The 23881-nt window shown below is 58.2% G+C and carries 26 protein-coding genes; 8 read left to right on the top strand and 18 right to left on the bottom strand.

The genetic code is table 11. The features are described from left to right. Positions 1-5 precede the first annotated feature (5 nt). Entirely contained in the window at positions 6-1082 is a 1077-nt protein-coding gene (locus tag KB892_RS16125) for a phage tail protein (RefSeq protein ID WP_072353960.1), read from the top strand. Between the two features lie 97 nt (positions 1083-1179). On the opposite strand, the gene KB892_RS16120 is transcribed toward KB892_RS16125, so the two are convergent. The 6 genes from KB892_RS16120 to KB892_RS16095 are packed head-to-tail and all read right to left on the bottom strand — an operon-like array spanning position 1180 to position 6626. Then, positions 1180-1668 (bottom strand): phage tail protein, encoded by a 489-nt coding sequence (locus KB892_RS16120; RefSeq protein ID WP_072353961.1) that lies wholly within the window; start codon positions 1666-1668, stop codon positions 1180-1182. Positions 1669-1679: 11 nt separating this feature from the next. Continuing rightward, positions 1680-4415 (bottom strand): phage tail tape measure protein, encoded by a 2736-nt coding sequence (locus KB892_RS16115; RefSeq protein ID WP_072353962.1) that lies wholly within the window; start codon positions 4413-4415, stop codon positions 1680-1682. After that, positions 4405-4545 (bottom strand): GpE family phage tail protein, encoded by a 141-nt coding sequence (locus tag KB892_RS16110; RefSeq protein ID WP_040209255.1) that lies wholly within the window; start codon positions 4543-4545, stop codon positions 4405-4407. Before KB892_RS16110 ends, KB892_RS16115 begins: the two co-directional genes overlap by 11 nt. 32 nt (positions 4546-4577) lie before the next feature. Then, on the bottom strand, positions 4578-4877 hold the full coding sequence (locus tag KB892_RS16105; protein WP_072353963.1) for a phage tail protein: 300 nt from the start codon (positions 4875-4877) through the stop codon (positions 4578-4580). A 51-nt stretch (positions 4878-4928) separates the two neighbouring features. After that, entirely contained in the window at positions 4929-5444 is a 516-nt protein-coding gene (locus KB892_RS16100) for a phage major tail tube protein (RefSeq protein WP_004187274.1), read from the bottom strand. Beyond that, on the bottom strand, positions 5445-6626 hold the full coding sequence (locus KB892_RS16095; protein ID WP_072353964.1) for a phage tail sheath subtilisin-like domain-containing protein: 1182 nt from the start codon (positions 6624-6626) through the stop codon (positions 5445-5447). Between the two features lie 151 nt (positions 6627-6777). Here KB892_RS16095 and KB892_RS16090 point away from each other — a divergent pair, with 151 nt between their 5' ends. From KB892_RS16090 to KB892_RS16075, 4 genes are all read left to right on the top strand, one after another. Continuing rightward, on the top strand, positions 6778-7932 hold the full coding sequence (locus tag KB892_RS16090; protein ID WP_077273873.1) for a phage late control D family protein: 1155 nt from the start codon (positions 6778-6780) through the stop codon (positions 7930-7932). A gap of 45 nt (positions 7933-7977) precedes the next feature. Continuing rightward, the gene (locus KB892_RS16085; RefSeq protein ID WP_072353965.1) at positions 7978-8226 is read left to right on the top strand and encodes an ogr/Delta-like zinc finger family protein; all 249 of its coding nucleotides are present in this window, start codon (positions 7978-7980) and stop codon (positions 8224-8226) included. Between the two features lie 115 nt (positions 8227-8341). Next, a complete protein-coding gene (locus KB892_RS16080; RefSeq protein WP_032436279.1) occupies positions 8342-8674 on the top strand; it encodes a zinc ribbon domain-containing protein in 333 nt (110 codons plus the stop codon). Positions 8675-8678: 4 nt separating this feature from the next. Further along, positions 8679-9575 (top strand): type VI secretion system-associated protein TagO, encoded by an 897-nt coding sequence (locus tag KB892_RS16075; protein WP_040197735.1) that lies wholly within the window; start codon positions 8679-8681, stop codon positions 9573-9575. 239 nt (positions 9576-9814) lie between these two features. Here the strand turns inward: KB892_RS16075 and KB892_RS16070 are convergent, their stop codons facing one another. From KB892_RS16070 to KB892_RS16060, 3 genes are all read right to left on the bottom strand, one after another. Continuing rightward, positions 9815-10042, bottom strand: coding sequence for a YccJ family protein (locus tag KB892_RS16070; protein ID WP_002898701.1), 228 nt, complete (start codon positions 10040-10042; stop codon positions 9815-9817). A 20-nt stretch (positions 10043-10062) separates the two neighbouring features. After that, positions 10063-10659 carry an NAD(P)H:quinone oxidoreductase gene (gene wrbA / locus KB892_RS16065; RefSeq protein ID WP_002898704.1) on the bottom strand — a complete coding sequence of 199 codons (597 nt, stop codon included), beginning with the start codon at positions 10657-10659 and terminating at the stop codon, positions 10063-10065. Positions 10660-10876: 217 nt separating this feature from the next. Next, positions 10877-11008: a hypothetical protein gene (locus KB892_RS16060; RefSeq protein ID WP_004221451.1), complete on the bottom strand. Its 132-nt coding sequence runs from the start codon at positions 11006-11008 to the stop codon at positions 10877-10879. Positions 11009-11095: 87 nt separating this feature from the next. Between KB892_RS16060 and KB892_RS16055 the strand changes: the two genes are divergently transcribed. Beyond that, the gene (locus KB892_RS16055) at positions 11096-11269 is read left to right on the top strand and encodes a con-10 family general stress protein (RefSeq protein ID WP_002898708.1); all 174 of its coding nucleotides are present in this window, start codon (positions 11096-11098) and stop codon (positions 11267-11269) included. A gap of 161 nt (positions 11270-11430) precedes the next feature. Further along, the gene (locus KB892_RS16050; RefSeq protein WP_004199515.1) at positions 11431-12369 is read left to right on the top strand and encodes a DMT family transporter; all 939 of its coding nucleotides are present in this window, start codon (positions 11431-11433) and stop codon (positions 12367-12369) included. A gap of 406 nt (positions 12370-12775) precedes the next feature. On the opposite strand, the gene rutG is transcribed toward KB892_RS16050, so the two are convergent. From rutG to rutA, 7 genes are read right to left on the bottom strand one after another with little or no spacing between them, the layout of a single operon-like run. Continuing rightward, positions 12776-14098, bottom strand: coding sequence for a pyrimidine utilization transport protein G (gene rutG / locus KB892_RS16045; RefSeq protein WP_002898810.1), 1323 nt, complete (start codon positions 14096-14098; stop codon positions 12776-12778). 21 nt (positions 14099-14119) lie between these two features. Next, complete coding sequence (rutF, locus tag KB892_RS16040) at positions 14120-14614, bottom strand: NADH-dependent FMN reductase RutF (protein WP_002898812.1); 495 nt, start codon at positions 14612-14614, stop codon at positions 14120-14122. A 10-nt stretch (positions 14615-14624) separates the two neighbouring features. Continuing rightward, complete coding sequence (locus KB892_RS16035) at positions 14625-15215, bottom strand: malonic semialdehyde reductase (protein WP_002898814.1); 591 nt, start codon at positions 15213-15215, stop codon at positions 14625-14627. Then, positions 15212-16015 carry a pyrimidine utilization protein D gene (rutD, locus tag KB892_RS16030; protein ID WP_004150830.1) on the bottom strand — a complete coding sequence of 268 codons (804 nt, stop codon included), beginning with the start codon at positions 16013-16015 and terminating at the stop codon, positions 15212-15214. Before rutD ends, KB892_RS16035 begins: the two co-directional genes overlap by 4 nt. Continuing rightward, positions 16012-16404, bottom strand: coding sequence for a pyrimidine utilization protein C (gene rutC, locus KB892_RS16025; protein ID WP_002898877.1), 393 nt, complete (start codon positions 16402-16404; stop codon positions 16012-16014). The genes rutD and rutC overlap by 4 nt, the downstream gene beginning before the upstream one ends. Then, a complete protein-coding gene (rutB, locus tag KB892_RS16020) occupies positions 16397-17107 on the bottom strand; it encodes a pyrimidine utilization protein B (RefSeq protein ID WP_002898879.1) in 711 nt (236 codons plus the stop codon). The genes rutC and rutB overlap by 8 nt, the downstream gene beginning before the upstream one ends. Beyond that, complete coding sequence (rutA, locus tag KB892_RS16015; protein ID WP_002898881.1) at positions 17107-18198, bottom strand: pyrimidine utilization protein A; 1092 nt, start codon at positions 18196-18198, stop codon at positions 17107-17109. Before rutA ends, rutB begins: the two co-directional genes overlap by 1 nt. A gap of 284 nt (positions 18199-18482) precedes the next feature. Here rutA and rutR point away from each other — a divergent pair, with 284 nt between their 5' ends. Then, positions 18483-19121, top strand: a complete 639-nt coding sequence (gene rutR, locus KB892_RS16010) for an HTH-type transcriptional regulator RutR (RefSeq protein ID WP_002898883.1) — start codon at positions 18483-18485, stop codon at positions 19119-19121. Here the strand turns inward: rutR and KB892_RS16005 are convergent. Then, the gene (locus KB892_RS16005) at positions 19118-19513 is read right to left on the bottom strand and encodes a lysozyme inhibitor LprI family protein (protein ID WP_002898886.1); all 396 of its coding nucleotides are present in this window, start codon (positions 19511-19513) and stop codon (positions 19118-19120) included. The genes rutR and KB892_RS16005 overlap by 4 nt on opposite strands. 185 nt (positions 19514-19698) lie before the next feature. Further along, positions 19699-23661: a trifunctional transcriptional regulator/proline dehydrogenase/L-glutamate gamma-semialdehyde dehydrogenase gene (putA, locus tag KB892_RS16000; RefSeq protein ID WP_004183621.1), complete on the bottom strand. Its 3963-nt coding sequence runs from the start codon at positions 23659-23661 to the stop codon at positions 19699-19701. Between the last annotated feature and the right edge of the window lie 220 nt (positions 23662-23881).

The raw sequence follows: 23881 nt of genomic DNA, 5'->3' as shown, positions 1-23881 counted from the left end.
ATCCTATGGCAGGGAAAAAATATACAACATTGCTGACGCCTGCCGGAGAAGCGAAGCTGGCAGAGGCAGCGTTAACTGGTGAGCCAGTGGGCTTTGCTTTTATGGCGGTTGGTGATGGTGGCGGCGAGTCGTTGCCGCCGGACACCGCACGCCAGGATTTAATTAACGAGATTTATCGCGCGCCGCTTAACCGCCTGGTTATTGCCGATCAGGCGGCGAATGTTATTCGTGCTGAGCTGGTTATATTGCCGCAGGTTGGTGGATTCTGGATAAGAGAAGCGGCCTTATACGATGACGACGGCGTGTGCCTTGCGGTCGCGAACCTGCCGGAATCATACAAGCCGCAACTTTCTGAAGGGGCGGGGCGCATGCACGCCGTTAACCTTTGGATTGCGGTAAGCAATACCGCAGATGTTGAGCTAAAAGCCGATCCGACAGTCATTCTCGCTACGGTTGATGAAGTGAATAAGGCAAAGGATGAAGCGAAGGACTACACGGATCAGGTAGTAGGGGATCTTGATACCAGCATTCAGCAGGTTATTGCCGAAGCTATCACTGCGGCACGCCGGGACTTTTGGGAAGAGGAAAACCCGCCGGGAACGGTACGCTTCTTTGCTCAAAATGTAGATCCGAACGAGAAATGGCCGTGGTCGCAATGGACTTATACTGGCGAGAATAAAACAATCCGTGTTGGCAAGGCTGACGGTTCGGACGTCGGGAAGATCGGCGGCAGCGATACCGTTACACTCCAGCGGGCCAACCTGCCCGCCGTACAGATTGATGTGAGTGGCGAAACCAGCGAACAGGAAGAGCAGAAGCTGAAGACCACGCGCGGCGGTGTTCACAATCATGGTGGTGTAGCCGGTAAAGATAACCCTTGGGAGATAGGCGGTGATGTGCGTCAGCTCTTTAACCCTAAAGAGCTGGGCGTTACAGATGATGCCGGAGATCACGATCACGAAGTCACGATCCCAACGCATAAACACTCGACCAACGGCAAAACAGCCAACCTCGGCGAAGGTAAATCGTTCAGCGTTGTTGAATCACACACCCTGCTGATGTGCTGGGCGCGGGTTGCATAGTATCGAGCATCGTCAAAAATAACGTTCTGCAGCACGGTCAGAAATGGCGATGTTTGCCGGTATAGAAAAGCCCCTCTATGAGGGGCTTTTTGTTGGATTAAAACAGGCGATTAAGTGAGTTGGTTGTTGCGTTAATGGCTTTGGTGGCGCTGCTCTGAAGGTCTGCCAGGGCATCGCTGATGGAGGATGATTGCAGCTTCTCGCGAAAATCTGCATCTGCGCGGCTGAGGCTTAAAGTAAATTCAATTTTCTTTGCGCCACCGAACTGATCGAACTCGGTTTTACCTCGTTCCAGCCGCGTCATAACGTACATCCCGTAAATCCGGCCATCACCTTCAATCAGCGGCCAGGGTCGGCCAGAAAATCCGATCGTCTCAAGCGCAGATAGCGACAGATTGCCGCCGGTAATTTCCGGATAGAGTACCCCGGTCAGAGTAATATTATCCTCACCCGGCCCGATGTACTGCCACGCGGCGGACTGATTAACCCGGTCGTTTTTAACGTGTCGCCATTCCTGCGCGTGCTGGAGCTGCTGATAAGGAGCCGTGCGCAGCGTAAAAACAAACATCCCGAAAACCATCATCATGCTGATTACCTCTAATCTCTGTCGCGGAACGAGCCACGGTTACTTCTGTTGGTGCTGGCCATTGCATCGCGAACGGCATTCCTGACCATTCTTTCCAGATCCCGCGCCGAATGCTGGCCGACTTCGTTAAAGACCAGGTTAAACACTGGCGCACCACTTGTCGGGGCTGATACGGGCGCCGACAGCGGGCCTTGTGTCGCTGAGGGAACGGAGAGAATGCTGCCTGCCGTCGGAGCTGCAACACGCGGTACTGCCTGAGGTGAGATCCGCGCTTCCTGATAGGCGCCGCGCAAGGCCAGCGCGCGAGGCAGGTTTTTAAAAATAATGTCACCAGGGCCAATCTTTTTGCGTGCTTCCTTCGTGTTGTCGGCGGTCGCCTTCGTGTTATCCGCAATGCTATTCAAGCGGCGCATTGTGCCGGTGTTGCCGGACAGTGGCGAGGGAGCGGGCGGCGCGCCTGCGGTAACCGGGGAATCTGATTTTTTAGGTGACCAGTTCCACGCCTTTTGAACCATTTTCTTTTGCTTCGGATCCCACTCCCACGACGTCGGTTTTTTGGGTTCGAGGTTGTTGGCCTTAGCCCGTGCCGCGTCAATTCCGGAAGGGATTAACCCCAGCTTTTCAAGTAACAAGCTGACTCCTTCGGTCAGCAAGCGGAGAGGGGTGAAAAGCAGATTCAGGGCGGTACCCAGCACCTCGCCAAATGTTTTCCCGGCGCTGGCGCACTTATCCAGCGCATCGCGGGAAAAATCAATCGGTGTAAATAGCTGACTGAACCAACCCCAGACTTTCGCCACTCCGGCGCTGATGGCGTCAAACAGCGGTACCAGGAAAGAAAACGACTGAATCAGTGGGGAAAGCCCCTGGCTGATGCCGGTAAACAGCCCGGAGAAAAACGCCTTAATCGGCTCCCAGTATCGCCAGATGAGCAGACCGGCGGCAATGAACGCCGCCAGAATCAGGCCGGGGATCCCCAGCAGAGATGCAAGGATGACCCTTAAACCTGAGAACGCCATGCCGAGCGTCGAAATACCGCCGGTCGCGGTGATTGATGAGATGCCGATCATGCTGAGAATCAGGCGGAGTTTTGCCAGGGGGCCGAGGATAATACTGGCGGCAATGCTGGCAATACCCACCGCCCCGGCAAAGACAGTCAGCGCCCCACCGACAAGGATCAGCGTCTGCGTCAGCCGCGGGTTTTCTTTTACCCATTCGCTGGCTGACGTGATTAAGTCACTTAACCCCTGAGTCAGTTTACGTAATGGCCCGTCGGTGGTTTCTTCCACCTGGATGCGGAAGCCTTCCCATGCACTATCCAGATTTTTCAGATCGCCGCTAAGGTTGTCGGCCATCACTTTTGCCGCTTTCTGCGCTTCACCCTGTGATCCGCGTAAATCTGCCAGCAGCTTTTGCAGCTCACCGCTACCCGCAGATCTCACCAGTGCCTGGAATGATTTGGCCGCCTCTTCCCCTGCGATATCTTTGAAGAAGGACAGCTGATCGGTGGCGCCGTACTTCGAAACGGATTTATAGATATCCGAGAGGATGGCTTCTGCCGGTCGCATTTTTCCGGTAGCGTCAGCTACGGTGATGCCAAGCTGTTTCAGCGCGGCCTGCGCTTTGGTGGTGGGCGCAGCGAGTCGGGAGAACGTCGTTTGCAGGCCTGTACCCGCGATACTGCCACGCAGCCCCACGTTCGCCATTACACCAATCATGGCGGTGGTACGTTCAACATCAACACCCAGACCGGCCATGCCGGTACCCGCGTATTTCATCGCTTCGCCGATATTGGTTAAATCGGTGTTGGTGCGGGTAAAGGCGGCGGTCAGCACGTCACTGACGCGATCCATTTCTTTTGGATCGAGACGGAATTGCGACAGGATGTTAGAGCTGATATCGGCACTTTCGCCAAGATCCATGCCACCGGCCAGCGCCATGTTAAGCACGCCGGGTAAGGCCGCCTGAATAGCTTCAGGGGTGAAGCCGGCCATCGCGAGGAATGCCTGACCGCTCGCGGCGTCGCGGGTAGTAAAGGCCGTTTCGGCACCGAGTTTTTTTGCCTGCGCGCGCAGGTCGGCGAGTTGGGATGAGTTTTTGTTGAGGCGGGTTAGCGCTTGTACGCGCGACATTTCCTCATCAAAACCTACCGCAGGCGCCAGGAACGACCCCACCGCATAACCTGTAGCCGCTGCACCAAGTGTCATTCCCATGCCAGCGCCACGGAGTTTCCCTGCGGTTTCTTTGGTACGTTCATAGCTTGCCTGGGCGCGCGTTGTGGCCGCCAGCTGACGGCGTTCGCGTTCCAGCGTCTGGTTATATTGCTCGGTGCGCCGGATCGCACTCTGAACAGCACCGCTGCCGGACGAGAGGTTAACGCCGTGCTGGCGTACCGCCTGCGCAGCCGTTCGCAGCTGTGTGGTCTGTTTGTTATAGGTATCCGTCAGCCGTGAGAGTTTGCCGCGCAGAGATTCAAGACGAGCCGCCTGTGCTTCGGTAAGCTGGCCGCCTTCGCGTTGTTTCTGGTTGAGGCCGTCAAAGGCTCGTTGGGTAGTTTTTAGTTTCTGCGCCGTTTCATTGGCCTGCGAGCGTAGCTTGTCGAATGCCGCTGCGTTTTTCTCCAGATCCTTGATCGACGATTGCGTTTTCTTGAGGGAGTCAGAAAGGCCGCCAATAGCTTTACTGGCGGCGTTGACCGGACGGGTGAGTTTATCAATGGCGCTGAACGCAACGCGAATACTAAGATCCATCGTCGTCATCCTCCTTGTCATGGTTGCCGCTTCTGATAGCCGCCCGTTCGCGCCAGGCTATCAGCTCGCGCAGCTCCATGCCGTACATCTCGGAGGGCGGCCAGTGAAAAATAACAGCGATATCGGCGATCAGGTCGTCGATATCGGAGATAACTGCTTCTCTTACTTGCTCGCCGTCGCCGCTTCGGTGACTGCGGACGGATCCGCTTTCGTCAAAAAAGGCGTGATCTCTTCACACAGCGCAGTAAAGTCGCCGGTCGCCATCGTGGCAATCTCGACAGCTGTCAGTTGCGGGCTGGTTGTGCGCGTCAGCAGCGTGGAAACGGCGTCATAGTCGAAGTTGAGCACATCAACCAGTTTTAGGCCGCGCAGCGAGCCAGCCTGCTTAATAGTGTCGGTGATAATGATGGTTTTAATTTCCTGATCACCGCGTTTGATAGGCTTGCTTAAAGTAACAGACATTGGTAATTCTCCGGGCGGCCGGTCTGGCCGCCATTGATAGTGGTTAAAAAGTTACTGGCCGAGGCCCAGCGCGGAGGCAATCCGATCTGGATAGAGGCTCTTACCGTTGCGTTTGTAGATGAAGTTCAGTAGGTCGATTTCCAGCAAGGGTTTATCGTCTACTGATTCTTTGTAATAGGTGTTTTTGATCGCATAGGTGTGGTTTGTGTCATCACCCTGTTTTGCTTCACCCTGATCAATTTCAGTGATGCGGCCGCGCATTTCGACTTCCAGCAGCGAGCTGGTACCGCCGCTGTAAATCTCACCCACAAAGCGCAGGCGCAATTCGTCAATATCGCCGCCCCATTTCAGGATCAGCTCTTCGACTACACCGCCGACAATCATTGATGCATCCAGCGCCCCGGCTTCCAGGCCGAGATCGACACCCGCTGCGCCAAGCATGCCGCCGCCCTGATAGTCTTCTGTTTTCCGGGTGAGTTTCGGGAGTGTGACGCTCGGAACTTTCCCGATATAGTTTTCCCCGTCCACAAAGAGGGTAAACAGCCGCAGTTTTTTAGGAATAGCCATTTACGCACCTCCCAGCGATGCAAAAGCCGGTTCGTAATACTGATCGGTGAAGGTCTGGATCAGCGTTAAATCTTCCAGCGGTGGTACCGGGCTGTAGTTGTAGCGCACGACAGCCTTACCCTGGCGCAGGCCAGTGGTCGGGTTATCGATGATATCAAACCAGCACGCCGCACCAATCAGCTTGCCCGCCGTGACGAGTGCCTGAAGTTTGGCGTTAATACCACTTACCACGTCTTTCACGTTCGCCGGGGTGAGTGGGCTGTCAACGGTGGTAAATTGCGCTTCGGCGATACTGTCCGCCAGGATCTGGGCGGTACGGGTGTACACCTCGAAAATATATTCCTCGGTGTCTGTGGTGCGGTTGCCCCAGAAGCGGAAACCGTCACGCTTAATCAGCGTGGTGATTTCATTGGCGTTCAGCTCGTTGGCGTCGGAGTCTTCCGCCTGTAGCGCCCAGAATACGTCTTTGGTAATCCCCAGCACGTTTTTAACCGCCACGTTAGATAGCGATTTATGCCAGCCCTGCTCGTTATCGATCAGTGCTCGCAGCCCTAATGCATAAGCCACGGCAGGAAATTCTTCGTTGGCGCCGGTTAGTGAGTTGTAGGCGATGAAGTTCGGCCAGATCAGCATGCCTTCGCGCTCTGCAAATTGTTCACGATAAGCTTTCGCTTCGGTGATCGTTTCGCAGCCATCGCAATAGCTGTAAGAGAATGCCCGCAACTGCTTTGCAATCACGCGTAACTGCGCGGTGACCTCCTGCGTGTCATACATTGGTACGCCGAGGATGCGCGGGCGATAACCGGTTTTTTGCTCTGCCGTCAGCAGGGCAAACATGCCGGTATAGCTGCCGTCTGCCTTCGTTCCGCCAATGATGAGCTGAGACTGTGTCTGTGCGCCTTCCTCGGTCTTAGCTTCAGCGACACGCACGACGATCACGCGGGTGCTGACCTGGTCGGAAATAGCCTTGAGTGATTTGTACAGGGAGCCGGTTTTGCCGGCCTTACCCAGCACGCTGATCACTCGCGTAATCAGCACCGGTGTATCAAGTGGAAAAGTTTCGGGATCGGCATCCTCAGCAACCGCCACCAGGCCAATGACCGTTGAATCAACATCGTTGATTACGGTCTGTAGGTCGGTGTTTTCTTTGGTGCGCGCCCCGTGGAAAAAGTTGTCGGTCATACTCTACCGCCATCATGTTTAGTGAGTTCGGGGTGATAATCCCTGAAATACATGGTGTCGTCTCGCGGCGGTGGTTGTGGGCGTTCCGTGACAACAAAAAGCCGTCGCATGCCTCGCGCGCGCATGGAACTATCAGCGGCGGAGGGCAATCATGGCGCTGAACACAGACACAATCGACAATGCAAAAAGCCTGCTGAATGCGGGCGCTCAGGACTTCAAAAAATACCAGGATGAGTTGTCGCGCATCCCGGCGTTTAATGTCCTGATTGGCGGTAAGGCGTTGACCGTGCTGGATGAGAAAATGATTTCTCTGGAGCTGACGGATAACCGGGGATTTAACGCCGACGAGCTGACGATCACCGTTGATGACAGCCAGGGTGATATTGAGCTGCCACCTCGTGGCGCCGAGCTGTCGTTATCGCTCGGCTGGCAGGGGGAGCCGCTAATCTACAAGGGGATTTATATTGTCGATGAGGTAGCGCATTCAGGGCCGCCAGACCGCATCGAGATAACCGCCCGCAGCGCTGATTTTCGCGATGAATTCAATATCAAACGCGAGGTGTCGTGGCATGACGTGACGGTAGAGCGCATCGTGTCGGCTATCGCTCACCGTTACAAACTGAAGCCGGTTATTTCCGAGCAGCTGATAAACGCCGAGATAGATCACGCCGACCAGACCCAGGAGAGCGATATGTCATTCCTGACGCGTATGGCGGATATTCTCGGCGCCATTGCTACGGTGAAAAACGGTTGCCTGTTGTTCATTCTGCCGGGGGGCGGTGTTAGTGCGAACGGCAAAGCGCTGCCGGAGTTCGCCATTACGCGCGGTAGTGCAGACCGTCATTCGTTCCGTATTGCAGATCGCGACGCTTACACTGGCGTGCAGGCTTACTGGCTGGATCTGAACTTCGGCAAAAAGAAAAGAGTTACGGTGAAGAAGCGCAAGAAAACCGCGGAGAACAAGCCGCGCAGCAGCAGCCGGGAGGGGGATTATATCGCCGGGGAAGATGGTAATGTGTTTGTACTCCGCACAACATATAGCAGCGAAATGGCGGCGCAGCGCGCGGCCGCAGCAAAGTGGCAGCAGCTTCAGCGCGGCGCAGCTGAATTTTCATTAACTCTGGCTTATGGTCGCGCGGATCTTTATCCGGAGATGCACGGAACAGTGACGGGATTTAAAGATGCGATAGACAAGCAGGACTGGATAATCGCGAAGGTGGGGCATACGGTAGACGATAGCGGATTCAAAACCAGGCTGGAGCTTGAGGCGAAAATACCTGAATGGATTGCAGAAAGTGCGAGTTAACGGCCATAATATGAGCGAGTTCAACTCCCGCCCCGGGAGGCCAACATGTTTAAGTGTCCTGTTTGTGGTGCCGTTGCAAAAACGCGCACCAGTCGCTCGTTAAGCAATACCACGGTTCGGCATTATCACCAGTGCCAGAATTTTGAATGTAGTATCACTTTCACCACGCTAAACAGCGTTGAAAAACTGGTAACAAAGCGCGCGCCGCGTGAGACTCTACCGCCGGGCTTTATCCCCTCTGATGCCTTTCCTGCCTCACACTACGGTAGCGATCAACTAACCCTCCCAGTTTAAAATAGCCCCCCCCCCGCAAACGCGGGGTTTCTTTCTTGTCAATGAAGAATTATCCGATAAAATAAAATTGTTTGTAACAAATGACAATTAATAAGTAACGATGGGGATGATTGCTATGGCTTTGGTCAGCTGCCCGGAATGCAGGAAAGAAGTGAGCGATTCAGCATTGAGGTGTCCATCCTGCGGTAAACAATTAAGAAAGCCGCGTCGCTCAATTTTTGGGGTACTAATAAAATGGATCTTCATTTTATTTAACATCTTCATGATCTACGTCCTTTTTAAAGGGCTAGGCGGAACTGGTGAAGTTATAAGCCATGCTACATCTGAAGCGGAAAGGGCAGGAGCCGCTTTAGGCGCGGGTTTGGGAATGATGGCCATTGGTACTATTTGGGTCATCGGCGACATAGTTATTGGAATACTGGTGTTTCTTACTAGACCAAAAGGATGACCTCATGAAGAAAAGTTTTATTTTCATTGCGACATTTTTAGCTGCTTCCGTTTCTTTAGCTACTCACGCTCAAGAGGAGTCAAGGGACTTTAAAGGGGTTCTTCAGTGCCGGTCGATTGAGGATAGCTCGCTGCGTCTTTCTTGTTACGACAATTCAATTCCTCCTTCGCGAACGAAGAGTGCTGAAAAATTTGAAAGTAGAGAGCAATGCCCCGATGAAAAAACGGATGAGAGACGTCTGACCTGCTATGACAGATTTTTCTCGCCAACTTTCAAACCGGCGAGTTCAGTCAAAAATGCACCTTTAGACGCTGAAGTTGCTAAAAACGAGGCAATCAGTAAAGAAAAGGTCCATGAGTGCCGCTCAGAATTAAATGGCACCAAGCGATTAGCATGTTATGACAAGCTTTTTCCGCAGGATGCAGCAGAAGAGGATGAGCCTGCTGTAGCAGAAGCGACTCCGAACCCCGGAAAATGGCTGACCCATATAACAACATCTCCGGTTGATGATTCAAAAAACGTGGTTCTAATGTTACCTAGCAATGATTCCATCAGAACCCCATTTGGCGAAACAGTCACACCAACGATTTTTGTGGCCTGTCGTGAAAAGAAAACTGAAGTTTTTATTAATTGGGATGTGTACTTAGGACTTGAGGAAACAAGTATGCTTTACCGGCTTGATAAGCAGAAAGCCGTGGAAAGAAGCTGGTCGATTTCTACCGACACCAAAGCGGTCTTTTATAGTGGCAGAGATATAGATTTTGTTAAGGCTCTAGCTAAATCTGAAAAGATGTTTGCAAGGATAACCCCCTACAACGAAAGCCCCGTATCGGTCACATTTGAGTTAACTGGGTTGAACAATGCATTAAAGCCCCTGCAGCAGGCGTGTGGCTGGAAATAGAGAATAGATGAAGTCAAATTGAGCCACGATTACTCGTGGCTTGTTTGTCAACGCTGTCTACGTTTTAACGCAACGTCAACGATACATGAAAAACCCCGCACTAGACGGGGCTTGATGGATGCTAAGTGGATGCGTTGAATTTTAATCCTTTAAGATTCAAAGTATTGCGCGGCATATAAACCCGGAGCACTCCGGGTTTTTTTAGCAGGTTAGGGTGAGCCCAGGTGGGGATAAACCTCCTAGACGTTTTTACGCTCAATCGTCTGTTCGCCCCAGAACAGGCTGTCTTTATCGGTTTTGGCAAAGGCCAGCGCCAGCACTTCGTCGCTGCCTTCCTCCCAGATTTGCTCCGCCAGTTTTTCATCGTAGTGGGCGACTTCGAAAATCGCCTCGGCAATTTCCGGCGAGGTGTTACGTAAACTTGCCCATTCGCCGACGCGATGTGCTTTTGCTTCTTGAGTTGGCATAGTGCTCCTCCTGCAGAAGATTAGCCGTGCAGTTTAACGGCCAGTTTGGCGACATGTTCACCCTGATAGCGGGCGATGGCTAACTCTTCCTCGCTCGGCTGCCGCGAGCCGTCGCCGCCGGCGATGGTGGTTGCGCCATAAGGGGTACCGCCGCGTACCTGGGAAATATCGAATAGCTCCTGGGCGCCATAGCCGATCGGGACGATGATCATGCCGTGGTGGGCCAGCGTCGTCCAGGTCGAGGTAATGGTTTGTTCCTGGCCGCCGCCGGTACCGGTTGAGCTAAATACGCTGGCGATTTTGCCATACAGAGCGCCGGACGCCCACAGACCGCCGGTTTGATCGAGGAAAGTACGCATCTGACCGGACATGTTGCCGAAGCGCGTCGGGGTACCAAAGATGATGGCGTCATACTCTGCCAGCTCCTGCGGCGTGGCGACGGGCGCGTTTTGCGTTTTCCCGCCTGCTTTGGCGAATGCTTCAGCCTGCATGGTTTCCGGCACGCGCTTCACAACCACCTCAACGCCGTCCACCCGGTTCGCCCCATCGGCGACGGCGTGAGCCATGGTTTCAATGTGTCCATACATGGAATAATAAAGCACCAGAATTTTAGCCATTTCCATCACTCCTCGGTTGCATTATAAGCCAGCAAAATAGCTGGTACCTTTAAAGATAAAGCCTCCGCCGGAGAGTGCAAATCCAACGGGCATTTGTTTGATTTATAACAAAATGACAAAGCGTTATTTACTTTTCCTTGCACCGCGCGGCCTGAAAGGGAATTGAAGGAGGAAGCGTTGCGTCTGCTATTTTGGCCGCTGCGGCGAGGATGTAGCATCAGGATACATTTTTGCTGACTATTTTTTCTTCGCCAGCAGAGTCGGTTAGGAGCTGTTGGCGGCGCGAGGAAGCTTTTTTCGCCCGGCTTTGTTTCTGGATGTTACATTCGCCGCCGTCAGCCGCAGTCATTCACTAACCTTATAGATACGCGGCAGGACAGCGGCGTTGCCGCTCCCGCGTAATGCACTATGATGTCTAACCTAATGGAGGTCAGTAATGGCAAACCATCGTGGCGGTTCCGGCAACTTTGCTGAAGACCGTGAAAGAGCATCAGAAGCAGGACGTAAAGGTGGCCAGCATAGCGGGGGGAATTTTAAAAATGACCCTCAGCGCGCCTCAGAGGCTGGCAAAAAAGGGGGTAAAAACAGTCATGGTAGTCGTGAAAGTTAACGCGCGACTCGCACTGTTCTCTTTGATGCGGTGTTAATCTCCCCGACCCAACCGCATCGCCCTCGCCGCCGGCATCTGCCGGCGGTTTTTTATCTGTCGGTGGTTGCGCTCCCGCCGGGCGGATTGCACACTGGTCGCCCGTTAATCGTCATGGCTGTCTTATGTCTTCGTTAAAATTCTCCGTTAGCCGCCAGGAAGCGCTCCTTATCATGATCACCATGTTCTGGGGAGGGACGTTCCTTGCCGTACAGTACGCGGTGAGCCTTAGCGGGCCGCTGTTTTTTGTCGGTTTGCGTTTTGCGACCGCCGCGCTGGCGGTGGGCCTGCTTTCGCTGCGCACTCTGCGCGGTCTGACGTGGCTGGAAGTGAAGGCCGGGGTAGCGATTGGCGTGGCGATTGCGCTGGGGTATGGCCTGCAGACCTGGGGACTACAGACCATCTCCAGCAGTAAATCTGCCTTTATCACCGCGATGTATGTACCGCTGGTGCCGCTGCTGCAGTGGCTGTGTCTGGGACGTATGCCGGGGGTGATGTCCTGCGTGGGGATTGTGCTGGCCTTTATTGGTTTAATTCTGCTGGCCGGGCCGGAAAATAATCTGCTGGCGCTTGGCGTGGGGGAGATGATCACTCTGGCAAGCGCGGTGGCGATCGCGGCGGAGATTATCCTTATCAGCGCCTGGGCCGGAAAAGTCGATGTCCGCCGGGTGACGGTGGTGCAGCTGGCGACCGCGTCGCTGGTGGCTTTCGCCGCCATGAAGCCGGCGGGTGAATCGGTGCCGTCGTTGACGCCGGCCCTGCTCGGCGTCGCGCTGGGGCTGGGGATTTTCAGCGCGATCATTCAGGTGACCATGAACTGGGCGCAGCGCAGCGTCTCGCCGACGCGGGCCACCCTTATTTATACCGGTGAACCGGTATGGGCCGGTATTTTTGGCCGGCTGGCCGGTGAGCGTCTGCCGCTGCTGGCCCTGCTCGGCTGCGTTTTGATCCTCGCGGGAGTGCTGGTGAGCGAGCTGAAGTGGAAGCGCAAGTCGCCGCCGCAGGTTTCCACAAACGACGATGCGCAGCCGCTCGCTGACCTGGCCGATCGCCGCGAGCCATAATATTTTCCTTCTGACCCGACAGCGGCGCTTATCCTGGCTGGTACTCGTCCGGCTCTGATTGTCTCCAGGCCCGTGCCAGCGCAGCGCCGCCGGGCGATGGCATCAGGCACGGCGTCGCTTTTATGCCGGGTGGCGGCTGCGCCTTACCCGGCCTACGTTCGTACGACCTGCCGTTAATTTATTCACCATTGTTGCTGAAACTGCCGGTGCTGACGGCCTCAAAATCGCTGAGACATTCCCGGAAGGCCGTGGCAGTCTCCAGGCCCGCGCAAGCGCAGCGCCGCCGGGCGGTCAGGTTCCGTGCCCGTGGTGGTGCCGGATGGCGGCATAAATGCCTTATCCGGCCTACAGGAACACACCACCCAGGCCCACACCGCTCCCTGCGCCAACGCCGCGCTAATGTGGCTTACACCGGCGTTACCCTGGCCTCCTTCGCCTCGCGCGTCCCGCGATGAAGCAGCGCGTGCAGCAGGATCGCCCCGAAGGTGGCCGTGCCAATCCCGCCCAGCGTAAAGCCGCCCAGCGACAGCGCGAAATCGCCGGCGCCCAGCACCAGGGTCACCGACACCATGATCAAATTGCTGTTTTGACTCAGATCCACCCGGTTTTGCACCCAGATCCGCGCCCCGGCGACGGCAATTAAGCCAAAGACCACGATCGAGGCGCCGCCGATTACCGGCCCGGGAATGGTGTGGATTAATGCGCCGAACTTCGGCGAGAAACCCAACAGCATGGCAATCAGCGCCGCGGCGACAAACACCAGCGTTGAGTAGACCTTGGTCACCGCCATGACGCCGATGTTCTCCGCATAGGTGGTGACCCCGCTGCCGCCCACCGAACCGGAGAGCATGGTCGCCAGCCCGTCGCCGACGAAGGCGCGCCCCATGTACGGGTCCATATTGCGCCCGGTCATCCCGGCGACGGCCTTCAGGTGCCCGAGGTTCTCGGCCACCAGGATCACCGCGACCGGCGCAATCAACATCATCGCCTGGCCGTTAAAGGATGGGGTGGTAAAGTGCGGCAGCCCGAACCACGTCGCCTGGGCGAGGGGGGAGAAGTCCAGCGGTTTGCCAAGGCCCAGGCCGTTAGCCAGCAGGGCGTACAGCGCGCAGGCGACGATCAGGCCGACCAGGATCAGCAGTCGCTGCAGCATCCCGCGGGTAAATACCGCCACTATGCCGATGCAGAGCACGGTCAACACCGCCATCCAGCTGTCGAAGGCGCTGGCGGAGACGCTGCGCACGGCAATCGGCGCCAGGTTCAGGCCGATAGCCATCACCACCGCGCCGGTCACCACCGGCGGCATCAGGCGCTCGATCCAGCGGGTGCCGATCTTCATCACCACCAGACCAATCAGGGTGTAGACCAGCCCGCAGGCGATGATCCCGCCAAGGGCGACGCTCAGATGAGGGTTCAGCCCCTGGCCGTTAAAGCCGGTAATGGCGATCACCACCCCGACAAAAGCGGCGCTGGAGCCGAGATAGCTCGGCACCCGTCCGCCGGTGACGACAAAGAACAGCAGGGTGCCGACGCCCGACATCAGAATAGACAGGTTCGGGTCGAGCCCCATCAACAACGGCATCAGCACCGTCGCGCCGAACATCGCAACGGCGTGCTGCACGCCCATCACCAGCGTTTGCCCGGCCGACAAGCGTTCATCGGGGGCGACAACGCCGGATTCGGCGGCAGGAGAGGTCAGCTTCCAGCGAGGAAAATCGAAGAGTGCCATGATGATATCCCGGGTTAAAGGTTAACAAGCTGGTCGCATAAGCGTGTGATAGCCGCGGTCAAACCACATCAGTCCCCGGGGCTCCGGGTGACGGGTAATGGCCACGACGTGACAAAACAGAATGTCGTGCGTCCCGACGCTGACGCGCTGGTCGATGCGGCAGTCAAAGCTGACCAGAGCCGCCTCCAGCCGCGGACAGCCTGTGGCGCCGGTCTGCCAGTCGGCGGCGGCAAAACGCTCGTCCATTGCCGTTTTACCGCCAAACAGCGTCGACAGGGTCTCCTGTCCGGCCGCCAGGGTATTGACGCATAGCGTGTGGTGTTCGCTGAACACCGGCCACACCGAAGCCGAGCGGTTCAGGCAGACCAGCAGGGTCGGCGGCGTGTCGGTAACGCTGCAGACCGCGCTGGCGGTGAATCCCGCCCGGCCCGCCGGGCCATCGGTGGTAATAATGTTAACCGCGGCGCCGACGTGGGCCATGGCGTCACGGAAACTCGCTTTGTCCGTTAACTCCATCGTAAACTCCTTATGCCAGCAGGCAGGCTTCATCAAAGGACAGGCGCGGCAGGCGGCCGTACAGCTTGCCGGGGTCGCCATAGCCGATGTTCACCAGCAGGTTGCTTTTCCAGCCGTTGTCGGCAAAAAATGCCGCGTCGACTTTTTCCCGGTCAAAACCGGACATTGGCCCGGTGTCGAGGCCCAGCGCCCGGCAGGCAAAAATCAGATACGCCGCCTGCAGGGAGCTGTTGCGAAACGCGGTCTCTTCCGCCAGCTGCGGGCTGGAGGTAAACCAGCTGCGGGCGTCACCGTGGGGAAACAGGGTCGGCAGCCGGTCGTAGAAGGCGCTATCCCACGCCACGATGGCGGTCACCGGCGCCTGCATGGTTTTCTGCAGATTGCCGCTGGAGAGCGTCGGGCGAAGTTTCTCTTTGCCTTCCGCGCTGCGCACGAACACGATGCGCGCTGGCGAACAGTTGGCGGAAGTCGGCCCCATTTTCATCAGGTCCCAGACGGCCTGCAGCTGCGCATCGCTCACTGGCTTATCCAGCCAGCCGTTGTGGGTCCGGGCCTGGGTAAACAGCGTCTCGCAGGCCGTGTGGTTTATTGCGTCGTTCATCGGGTCTCCCTGGTGACCGGCAGCATAGCGGACAGCCCGTCGCGTAAAATGGTATTAAAGGTATCGGCGTCGGTGACGTTACAGGCATGGCCGCCCCACGGCATTTCCACGAGCTGGCTGCCGGGGATCGCCGTCTGCAGCACGCGGGAGCAGGAGGCGGGGACCAGCAGGTCGTCAGCGGCGCTGATAATCAGCGTCGGGCAGGCGATGGCCGACGCACGGCGTGAAAAATCAGCCTGCTTCAGGGCCTGCAGCCGCTTCAGCAGATTCTCTTTGCCCTGAAAATGGCTGATGGCAAGCGCATCTTCCGCTTCGAGGCGCGGCAGGCGCGCGGCCATCCATTCCGCCGGGTAGAGAAATAGCGGCTGCGCTTCGACCCACGCCTGCGCGCCGCCGGCATGCAGCAGACGCTCGCGCACCTGGAAGCAGCGGCGGGTATGCGGCGACAGCGACAGCCAGCCGTTGACCAGCGCCAGGGCGCTCACCGCCTCGGGGCGATCGAGCGCCAGCTGCAGGCCAATCAGCGCCCCCAGGGCGTGGCCCACCAGCGCGAAGCGGGCGATCCCCGCCGCCTGCAGAGCGCTGAACAGCTCCCCGGCCATCGTCGCCAGGCTGTAGCCGGCGGGCAGCGGACCGGCGTTCTCCCCGGTCCCGTTATGGTCATAACTCACCAGCTGATACTGTTCCTCCAGCGCCGCGCGCTGCGCCAGCCAGTAGCCGCCGCCCCCGCCCAGACCGGCGCTGAGGACCACCACCGGCGCGCCGGGCCACGGAGCAGGAGCAATATTGAGCCTCATCATGTCGGGGTACCGATATGGGCGACGCTGGCGATTTCCACCAGCGCATCGGGCTTCACCAGTCCGCACTGAATGCAGAAGCGCGCCGGTTTATCGCCGGGGAAGAACTCGGCATAGACCTCGTTAATCGCGGCGTAATTTGTCCAGTCGGTGATAAAGATGCTGTTGAAAGTCACATCCGCCATACTCCCGCCCGCCGTTTCGATAACGCTCCTGATGGTCTCCAGCACGTGGCGGGTTTGCGCCTTTGGGTCGCCGATGTGCACCACATTGTTTTGCTTATCAAACGGCAGGGTGCCCGAGACGTAGACCACCCCGTCGGCGAGCGTCCCCGGAACAAAGGGGGCAATCGGCGCGGTGGTGCCTGGCGGAATAATCACCTGTTTAGGCATAACGTTTCTCCTTGGCTAAAGGCAGCGGGGCGGCGGGGGACAGCGCGTGGCAGAAGCTCTCGACGTCGCTGATCCAGCCGAAAAAGGTTTCAATATTGAACAGCGCCGCCTGCTGGGCGAAGGCCGGGCCGGCCTGATGGGTGGCATCCTCCAGCACGATGCCGAAGTATTCGAGAAAGAAGCCATCGCGCAGCGTCGATTCGACGCAGACGTTGGTGGCGATCCCGGTGAACACCAGGTGGCGTATGCCGCGGCTGCGCAAAATGCTGTCGAGCGGGGTGTTAAAGAAGCCGCTGTAGCGCGGTTTCGGCAACACGATATCGCCTTCCTGCGGCGTCAGCTCGTCCACCAGCTGATAATCCCAGCCGCCTTTCGCCAGCAGCTTGCCCTGCAGCTCCGGACGCTGACGCATCGTTTTCAGCGCGTTGGATTTGTGATAGTTCGGCGAGCCCGGGCCGCCAGCTTCAACATACTGATCATCCCAGCCATTCTGGAACCAGATAATCAACATACCCGCGGCGCGAGCGGCGGCGACGGCGGTATTAATATTGTCGATAACCGGCCGGGTAGCGGAGACGTCAAAGCCGGCGAGATCCAGATAACCGCCCTGGCTGGCGTAGGCGTTCTGCATATCGACCACAATCAGCGCGCTCTGCTGCGGCGCGAAGGTCAGGGATTCCGGGCGAGCGGGAAGGGTAATCATCAGGCCACCTCACGGGTAACAGAAGCAATGTGGTTCCGGCAGCGCATCAGCGGCTGAATGCGTTCGCCAAAGGCGTCAATGCCGGCAAGAAAATCATCAAAAGTCAGCAGCACGCCGTCGGTGCCGGGCACGCTCGCTACTTCATCAAGCATACGGGCGACGCTGGCATACGATCCGACCAGGGTGCCCATGTTAATGTTGACCGCCGAGGTGGGGTCGGCCATCTGGCGCACGTTGGTATCGCTGCCGGAGCGGGTATCTTTCTGACTCTGCTCGGTGAGCCACGCCAGCGCTTCTTCATCGGCGCCCCCTTTGTAATGTTCCCATTTGGCGCGCGCCGCCTCGTCGGTTTCGTCGGCGATCACCATGAACAGCACATAGGATCCCACGTCGCGGCCGGTTTTTTCCGCCGCCTGCATCATGCGTGCGGCGGTCGGGGCAAAGGCCGTTGGCGTGTTGACTCCTTTGCCAAAGCAAAAGTTGTAGTCCGCATGCTGGGCGGAGAAGGCCATCCCGGCATCGCTCTGCCCGGCGCAGATCACCTTCATCGGCTGCGACGGGCGCGGGCTGACCCGGCAGTCGTTCATGGTGAAGTAGTCACCTTTGAAATCGCTGCGCCCGGTGCCCCACAGGTCACGGAGCACCTGGACGTATTCGGTGAGATAGTCATAGCGGCTGGCGAAATAGTCATCTCCCGGCCACATGCCCATCTGGTCATATTCCGGTTTTTGCCAGCCGGTCACCAGATTGACGCCAAACCGGCCGCCGGAGATGGAGTCGATAGTGGAGGCCATCCGGGCGACAATCGCCGGCGGCAGCGTCAGGGTGGCGGCGGTGGCGTAGATCTGGATCTTCGAGGTCACCGCGGCCAGGCCGGCCATCAGGGTGAAGGACTCCAGGTTGTGATCCCAGAATTCAGTTTTCCCGCCGAAGCCGCGCAGTTTGATCATGGAGAGCGCGAAGTCGAAATGGTAGTGCTCGGCCTTCTGCACGATGGCCTTATTCAGTTCAAAGGTCGGCATATACTGCGGGGCATGGGTGGAGATCAGCCAGCCGTTGTTGCCAATGGGAACGAAAACACCAATTTTCATACCTACCTCTCTGCAGTCATGGAAGATGGGTTGCGATGGTGCGGCATCCTGCCTCTCCCTGGACCACCTCGCAGAAAAGGTAAAGCAAAGGCGATGCCAGTTTTATAAATGCTAATGTTATTAATGTGTTACTTTTGAGTTGCTGAAAAGGACGGTAAAAAAGTGGACTGGATGGTCAAAATCAGTGCACGAAAAAACGGCAGTCATGCGCAATCAGGGTGCATGGGGTCGTGTCGGCGCAGGGCTTTTGCTATGCTGGTGGCGTCAACTGAAGGAGAGGATGTATGGCACAGGGCGCGGTGAAGAAAAGCGGCAAACGTTCACAAGCGGTCAGCGCCAAAAAGGAGGCCATCCTGGCCGCCGCGCTGGAGGCATTTTCGCAATTTGGTATTCACGGTACGCGGCTGGAGCAGGTGGCTGAACGCGCCGGGGTATCGAAAACCAATCTGCTCTATTACTACCCTTCGAAAGAGGCGCTGTATGTGGCAGTCCTGCAGCAGATCCTCGCCATCTGGCTGGCGCCGCTGAAGGCCTTTCGTGAGGATATCAGCCCGCTGGTGGCGATCCGCGAATATATTCGCCTGAAGCTGGAAGTGTCCCGCGATCACCCCCAGGCCTCGAAGCTCTTCTGCCTCGAGATGCTGCAGGGGGCGCCGCTGCTGATGGGCGAACTGACCGGGGATCTGAAAGCGCTGGTCGATGAGAAATCGGCGATAGTCTCCGGCTGGATCGACCGCGGCAAGCTGGCGCCGGTCGATCCACAGCATTTAATCTTTATGATCTGGGCTACCACCCAGCATTACGCCGACTTCGCCACCCAGGTGGAGGCGGTCACCGGCGCCACGCTGCAGGATGCGGCCTTTTTTGAACAAACGGTCGATAATGTCCAGCGGATGATTATCGAAGGCATTCGCGTCCGTTAATTGGCGGGCGGCAGCGGGCAGCTTTGATCGCCATCCTCGCACTGTAGCAGCGAGGCGAGGAAAGACTCCCGCTCCACGCTCTTATCGGTCATGCACTGGCTGACCAGCATTGGCTGCATGCTGCCGCCTTCGGCGCCGGACGCGAGAAAGGCGCAGTCGGCGTCGCGTAAGGCGATCCATGCCTGCTGCGCCTGCTTCAGTAATGTTTGTTGTTTACCCACCGCCCGCTGCAGGGCCTGCTGCCATGTGTCGTTCAGTTTTTTATCGGCCGCCTGATACTGCGCAGCCGCGCACTGATTCATTTCGGTTTGGGTGTTGGCGCTGCTGCACTCGTCCGCCAGCGCCGCGCCGCTGGCCAGCAGGGCCATCACGGCAAATAACGTGCGTTTCATTGTTCTGCTCCCATAAAAAAGGCTCCCGTCCGGGAGCCTTAATTAAACACAGCTGACGTCAGCTGTCATTAGCTGATCGCAGCGCAGACTGATTGCCCGGATGGCGGCGCACCGCGCCTTATCCGGGCTACCCTTTGGCGGTGGTAGGTAGCCCCGGTAAGCGCAGCGCCACCGGGGAGCCCGTTTTAGCCGATGGTCATCAGGCTGGCGTTACCGCCTGCCGCCGCGGTGTTAACGCTCAGCGAACGCTCGATATACAGCCGCTCCAGCAGCAGATTGGTTTCGCCGCGGGCGAAGCCCTGCACGGAGACAATCGCCCCATCGCGCGCCGCCACCTGCTCGCACAGCTCGCGCAGCTGGTCGGAATCGCCGTGGTAGATAACCGCGTCGAAGGCCTGGCCAGGCAACTGCTCCGCTTTGGCAAAGCGAATGCGCTCGCTGACCTCCCGCGGCAGTTTCTTCGCCAGATCGCGCTGCAGGGCGCTGTCCGGCCACAGTACTTCACAACCCACCGCCAGCACAGCCGCCAGCTGGATCAGCGCATCCTGTTCGTTATCCGCTACGCACAGCACGCGCTCGCGCGGCATCAGCGTCAGGGTGTTGCGCTCGCCGGTTGGCCCCGGCAGCAGGCGTTGAGTGCCGCTTTGCGCCTGCTCGCTGTACTGCTGGCACAGCGCCTGCAGCTCAGGACGGCCCGCGGCCCACTGCTGCAGCGCCTGCAGCGGTTTTTCCAGCAGCGTTTTCAGCTGGGCGTCCAGCGGACGCTCTGCATCCTGGCGGGCGAAGGTCACGCCAACCGCGTCCTGCGGACGGCTGGAGAGCAGACGGTACAGATACAGCGGACCGCCGGCTTTCGGACCGGTACCGGACAACCCTTCGCCGCCGAACGGCTGAACGCCGACCACCGCGCCAACCATATTGCGGTTGACGTACAGGTTGCCCACCTTGGCGCTGCCGGTGACCTGGGCGATGGTTTCGTCGATACGGGTATGCACGCCGAGGGTCAGGCCGTAGCCAGAGGCGTTAATCTGCTCGACCAGTTTGTCCAGCTCGTTACGGTTATAGCGCACCACGTGCAGTACCGGGCCGAAGACCTCTTTTTTCAGCTCGTCGAAGCTGTCGAGCTCGATAAGCGTCGGCGGCACGAAGGTCCCGTGACGCCATTCGCGGGCGTCTTCGCTATTCTCACGCACCGCCTGGTAGACGGTGCGGCCTTTGGCGCGCATCGCCTGAATATGGCGTTCGATATTCTCTTTCGCTTCCGCATCGATAACCGGACCGATATCGGTGGTCAGGCGCCCCGGATTGCCCATCCGGCACTCGCTCATGGCGCCGCGCAGCATGGTTAAGGTGTGATCGGCGACCTCTTCCTGCAGGCAAAGCACGCGCAGGGCGGAGCAGCGCTGGCCGGCGCTGTCGAACGCGGAAGCCAGCACGTCGATCACTACCTGCTCGGTGAGCGCCGACGAATCGACGATCATCGCGTTCATCCCGCCGGTTTCGGCGATCAGCGGCGTCGGGCGGCCCTGGGGATCGAGGCGGCTGGCGATATTGCGCTGCAGCAGGGTGGCCACTTCGGTGGAGCCGGTGAACATCACGCCGCGCACGCGCTCATCGGAGGTTAGCGCGGCGCCCACGGTCTCCCCGCGGCCCGGCAGCAGTTGAATAACGCCCGGCGGCACGCCGGCTTCCAGCAGAATCGCCACGCCCTGGGCGGCGATAAGCGGCGTCTGCTCGGCAGGTTTCGCCAGCACGCTGTTGCCGGCCGCCAGCGCGGCGGCAATCTGGCCGGTGAAGATCGCCAGCGGGAAGTTCCACGGGCTGATACAGACCACCGGACCCAGCGGGCGGTGAGTTTCATTATCGAAATCGTCGCGCACCTGGCCGGCGTAATAGTGCAGGAAGTCAACGGCTTCGCGCACTTCAGCGATGGCGTTGCTGAAGGTTTTACCCGCCTCGCGCACCAGGATCCCCATCAGGGTCGGCATTTGGCTTTCCATCAGCACCGCGGCGCGCTCAAGAATGGCGGCGCGCTCCTGCGGCGGAGTGGCGAACCAGATCGGCGCATTGTTGATAGCGCTGGTCAGCGCCTGCTGCACTTCAGCGTCGCTGGCTTCGCGGACGTAGCCGACGATATCTTTCGGCTCTGCCGGGTTAACCACCGGCTGCATCTCGCCTTCGGCCACCGGCTGCTCCAGCATCGGCAATGCCTGCCATTTATGCAGCGCGCTGTTGAGCAGGGAAGAGGAGAGGGAGGCCAGACGGTGCTCGTTCGCCAGATCGAGACCGGCGGAGTTGCTCCGGCCGCTGCCGTAGAGATCGCGCGGCAGCGGGATTTTCGGATGCGGCAGGCCGGCCTGGCCTTCCTGCTGCGCCAGTTTTTCTACCGCGCTGACCGGGTCGGCCACCAGCTCGTCCAGCGGCAGGGTATTGTCCGCGATACGGTTGACGAAAGAGGTATTGGCGCCGTTCTCCAGCAGACGACGCACCAGATACGCCAGCAGCGTCTCGTGGGTGCCCACCGGGGCGTAGATGCGGCACGGCCGGTTCAGTTTGCCGTCGGCGACCTTGCCCACCACCTGCTCGTACAGCGGTTCGCCCATGCCGTGCAGGCACTGGAACTCATACTGGCCCGGGTAGTAGTTCTGGCCCGCCAGCTGGTAGATAGCCGCCAGAGTATGAGCGTTATGGGTGGCGAACTGCGGGTAAATCAGGTTCGGCACCGCCAGCAGCTTCTTCGCGCAGGCGAGGTAGGAGACGTCGGTGTAAACCTTGCGGGTGTATACCGGATAGCCTTCGAGACCTTCCATCTGCGCGCGTTTAATTTCGCTATCCCAGTAGGCGCCTTTCACCAGACGGATCATCAGGCGACGGCGGCTGCGGGTGGCGAGGTCAATCAGGTAATCAATGACAAACGGACAGCGCTTCTGGTAGGCCTGAATCACGAAGCCAATCCCGTTCCAGCCGGCCAGTTCCGGCTCGAAGCACAGTTTTTCCAGCAGGTCGAGGGAGATCTCCAGACGGTCTGCCTCTTCGGCGTCAATATTGATGCCGATGTCATACTGGCGCGCCAGCAGGGTCAGCGATTTCAGCCGCGGGTAAAGCTCTTCCATCACCCGGTCATACTGCGCGCGGCTGTAGCGCGGGTGCAGCGCGGAGAGCTTAATGGAGATACCCGGACCTTCATAAATGCCGCGGCCGTTGGAGGCTTTGCCGATGGCATGGATCGCCTGCTGATAAGAAACCATATAGGCCTGGGCGTCAGCGGCGGTCAGGGCGGCTTCGCCGAGCATATCGTAGGAGTAGCGGAACCCTTTTTCTTCCAGCTTGCGGGCGTTGGCCAGCGCTTCGGCGATGGTTTCCCCGGTGACGAACTGCTCGCCCATCAGGCGCATCGCCATATCCACGCCTTTGCGGATCAGCGGTTCGCCGCTCTTGCCGATGATGCGGTTCAGGGAGCGGGAGAGGCTGGTCTCGTTATGGGTCGACACCAGTTTTCCGGTGAACAGCAGCCCCCAGGTGGCGGCGTTGACGAACAGCGACGGGCTGCGGCCGATGTGCGACTGCCAGTTGCCGTTGCTGATTTTGTCGCGGATCAGCGCATCGCGGGTGGCTTTATCCGGAATACGCAGCAGGGCTTCCGCCAGGCACATCAGCGCCACCCCTTCCTGTGAAGAGAGGGAGAACTCCTGCAGCAGGCTCTGCACCATGCCGGCGCGGCCGCTGGCGGTTTTCTGGTTGCGCAGTTTTTCCGCCAGCTGATACGCCAGCTTGTGCGCCTGTTCGCCCAGCGGCTGCGGCAGACGGGCCTGCTCCAGCAGCATCGGTACCGCGTCGGTTTCCGGACGTCGCCAGGCGGCGGTGATCGCCGCGCGGCTCACCGACTGCGGCAGGATCTGCTCGGCGAATTCGAGGAACGGCTGATAGGGCTCTTCCGTTGGTTCGCTGGCGTCATCGCTTTCGTTGGCGGCCCCGGAGAGCAGGGCCGGCAGCTCAGGCAGCGTCTCGTCGTTCTCCAGTTTTTCCAGATAATTAAAGATGGCCTGCTTAATCAGCCAGTGCGGCGTGCGGTCAATACGGCTCGCGGCGGATTTAATGCGCTCGCGGGTTGCGTCGTCAAGCTTAACACCCATGGTGGTGGTGCCCATGCTCAAAACTCCTGTCATTTATCGTTAGGCTTATGCGGTTGCATGGAAATATCCACTATGTTGCAACTTTGTGCAACCTTGTTAATTGTGGCTTGTGACGGAAGCCGTGAAATGGCTAATTTGTTAAAAATAACCCCTAAAATAGCAGAAATTTAACCCCGGGCTCATAGGGTATTTGTATGCGTGAGTTAACACTTTTGTTTGGTGCAACCTTTAAAAA

The sequence above is a fragment of the Klebsiella sp. P1927 genome, from assembly GCF_018204675.1.
GTDB classification, from domain to species: Bacteria; Pseudomonadota; Gammaproteobacteria; order Enterobacterales; family Enterobacteriaceae; genus Klebsiella; species Klebsiella pneumoniae.
Note: the sequence above shows the minus strand (reverse complement) of the source record. Positions and strands in the feature narration are given on the sequence as shown.

Bases quoted from the DNA above. Each gene is read 5' to 3' on its own strand.
- KB892_RS16125 (WP_072353960.1), top strand. From the start codon at position 6: ATGGCAGGGAAAAAATATACAACATTGCTGACGCCTGCCGGAGAAGCG.
- KB892_RS16120 (WP_072353961.1), bottom strand. From the start codon at position 1,668: ATGATGATGGTTTTCGGGATGTTTGTTTTTACGCTGCGCACGGCTCCT.
- KB892_RS16115 (WP_072353962.1), bottom strand. From the start codon at position 4,415: ATGGATCTTAGTATTCGCGTTGCGTTCAGCGCCATTGATAAACTCACC.
- KB892_RS16105 (WP_072353963.1), bottom strand. From the start codon at position 4,877: ATGTCTGTTACTTTAAGCAAGCCTATCAAACGCGGTGATCAGGAAATT.
- KB892_RS16100 (WP_004187274.1), bottom strand. From the start codon at position 5,444: ATGGCTATTCCTAAAAAACTGCGGCTGTTTACCCTCTTTGTGGACGGG.
- KB892_RS16095 (WP_072353964.1), bottom strand. From the start codon at position 6,626: ATGACCGACAACTTTTTCCACGGGGCGCGCACCAAAGAAAACACCGAC.
- KB892_RS16090 (WP_077273873.1), top strand. From the start codon at position 6,778: ATGGCGCTGAACACAGACACAATCGACAATGCAAAAAGCCTGCTGAAT.
- KB892_RS16085 (WP_072353965.1), top strand. From the start codon at position 7,978: ATGTTTAAGTGTCCTGTTTGTGGTGCCGTTGCAAAAACGCGCACCAGT.
- KB892_RS16080 (WP_032436279.1), top strand. From the start codon at position 8,342: ATGGCTTTGGTCAGCTGCCCGGAATGCAGGAAAGAAGTGAGCGATTCA.
- KB892_RS16075 (WP_040197735.1), top strand. From the start codon at position 8,679: ATGAAGAAAAGTTTTATTTTCATTGCGACATTTTTAGCTGCTTCCGTT.
- KB892_RS16070 (WP_002898701.1), bottom strand. From the start codon at position 10,042: ATGCCAACTCAAGAAGCAAAAGCACATCGCGTCGGCGAATGGGCAAGT.
- wrbA (WP_002898704.1), bottom strand. From the start codon at position 10,659: ATGGCTAAAATTCTGGTGCTTTATTATTCCATGTATGGACACATTGAA.
- KB892_RS16060 (WP_004221451.1), bottom strand. From the start codon at position 11,008: ATGACTGCGGCTGACGGCGGCGAATGTAACATCCAGAAACAAAGCCGG.
- KB892_RS16055 (WP_002898708.1), top strand. From the start codon at position 11,096: ATGGCAAACCATCGTGGCGGTTCCGGCAACTTTGCTGAAGACCGTGAA.
- KB892_RS16050 (WP_004199515.1), top strand. From the start codon at position 11,431: ATGTCTTCGTTAAAATTCTCCGTTAGCCGCCAGGAAGCGCTCCTTATC.
- rutG (WP_002898810.1), bottom strand. From the start codon at position 14,098: ATGGCACTCTTCGATTTTCCTCGCTGGAAGCTGACCTCTCCTGCCGCC.
- rutF (WP_002898812.1), bottom strand. From the start codon at position 14,614: ATGGAGTTAACGGACAAAGCGAGTTTCCGTGACGCCATGGCCCACGTC.
- KB892_RS16035 (WP_002898814.1), bottom strand. From the start codon at position 15,215: ATGAACGACGCAATAAACCACACGGCCTGCGAGACGCTGTTTACCCAG.
- rutD (WP_004150830.1), bottom strand. From the start codon at position 16,015: ATGATGAGGCTCAATATTGCTCCTGCTCCGTGGCCCGGCGCGCCGGTG.
- rutC (WP_002898877.1), bottom strand. From the start codon at position 16,404: ATGCCTAAACAGGTGATTATTCCGCCAGGCACCACCGCGCCGATTGCC.
- rutB (WP_002898879.1), bottom strand. From the start codon at position 17,107: ATGATTACCCTTCCCGCTCGCCCGGAATCCCTGACCTTCGCGCCGCAG.
- rutA (WP_002898881.1), bottom strand. From the start codon at position 18,198: ATGAAAATTGGTGTTTTCGTTCCCATTGGCAACAACGGCTGGCTGATC.
- rutR (WP_002898883.1), top strand. From the start codon at position 18,483: ATGGCACAGGGCGCGGTGAAGAAAAGCGGCAAACGTTCACAAGCGGTC.
- KB892_RS16005 (WP_002898886.1), bottom strand. From the start codon at position 19,513: ATGAAACGCACGTTATTTGCCGTGATGGCCCTGCTGGCCAGCGGCGCG.
- putA (WP_004183621.1), bottom strand. From the start codon at position 23,661: ATGGGCACCACCACCATGGGTGTTAAGCTTGACGACGCAACCCGCGAG.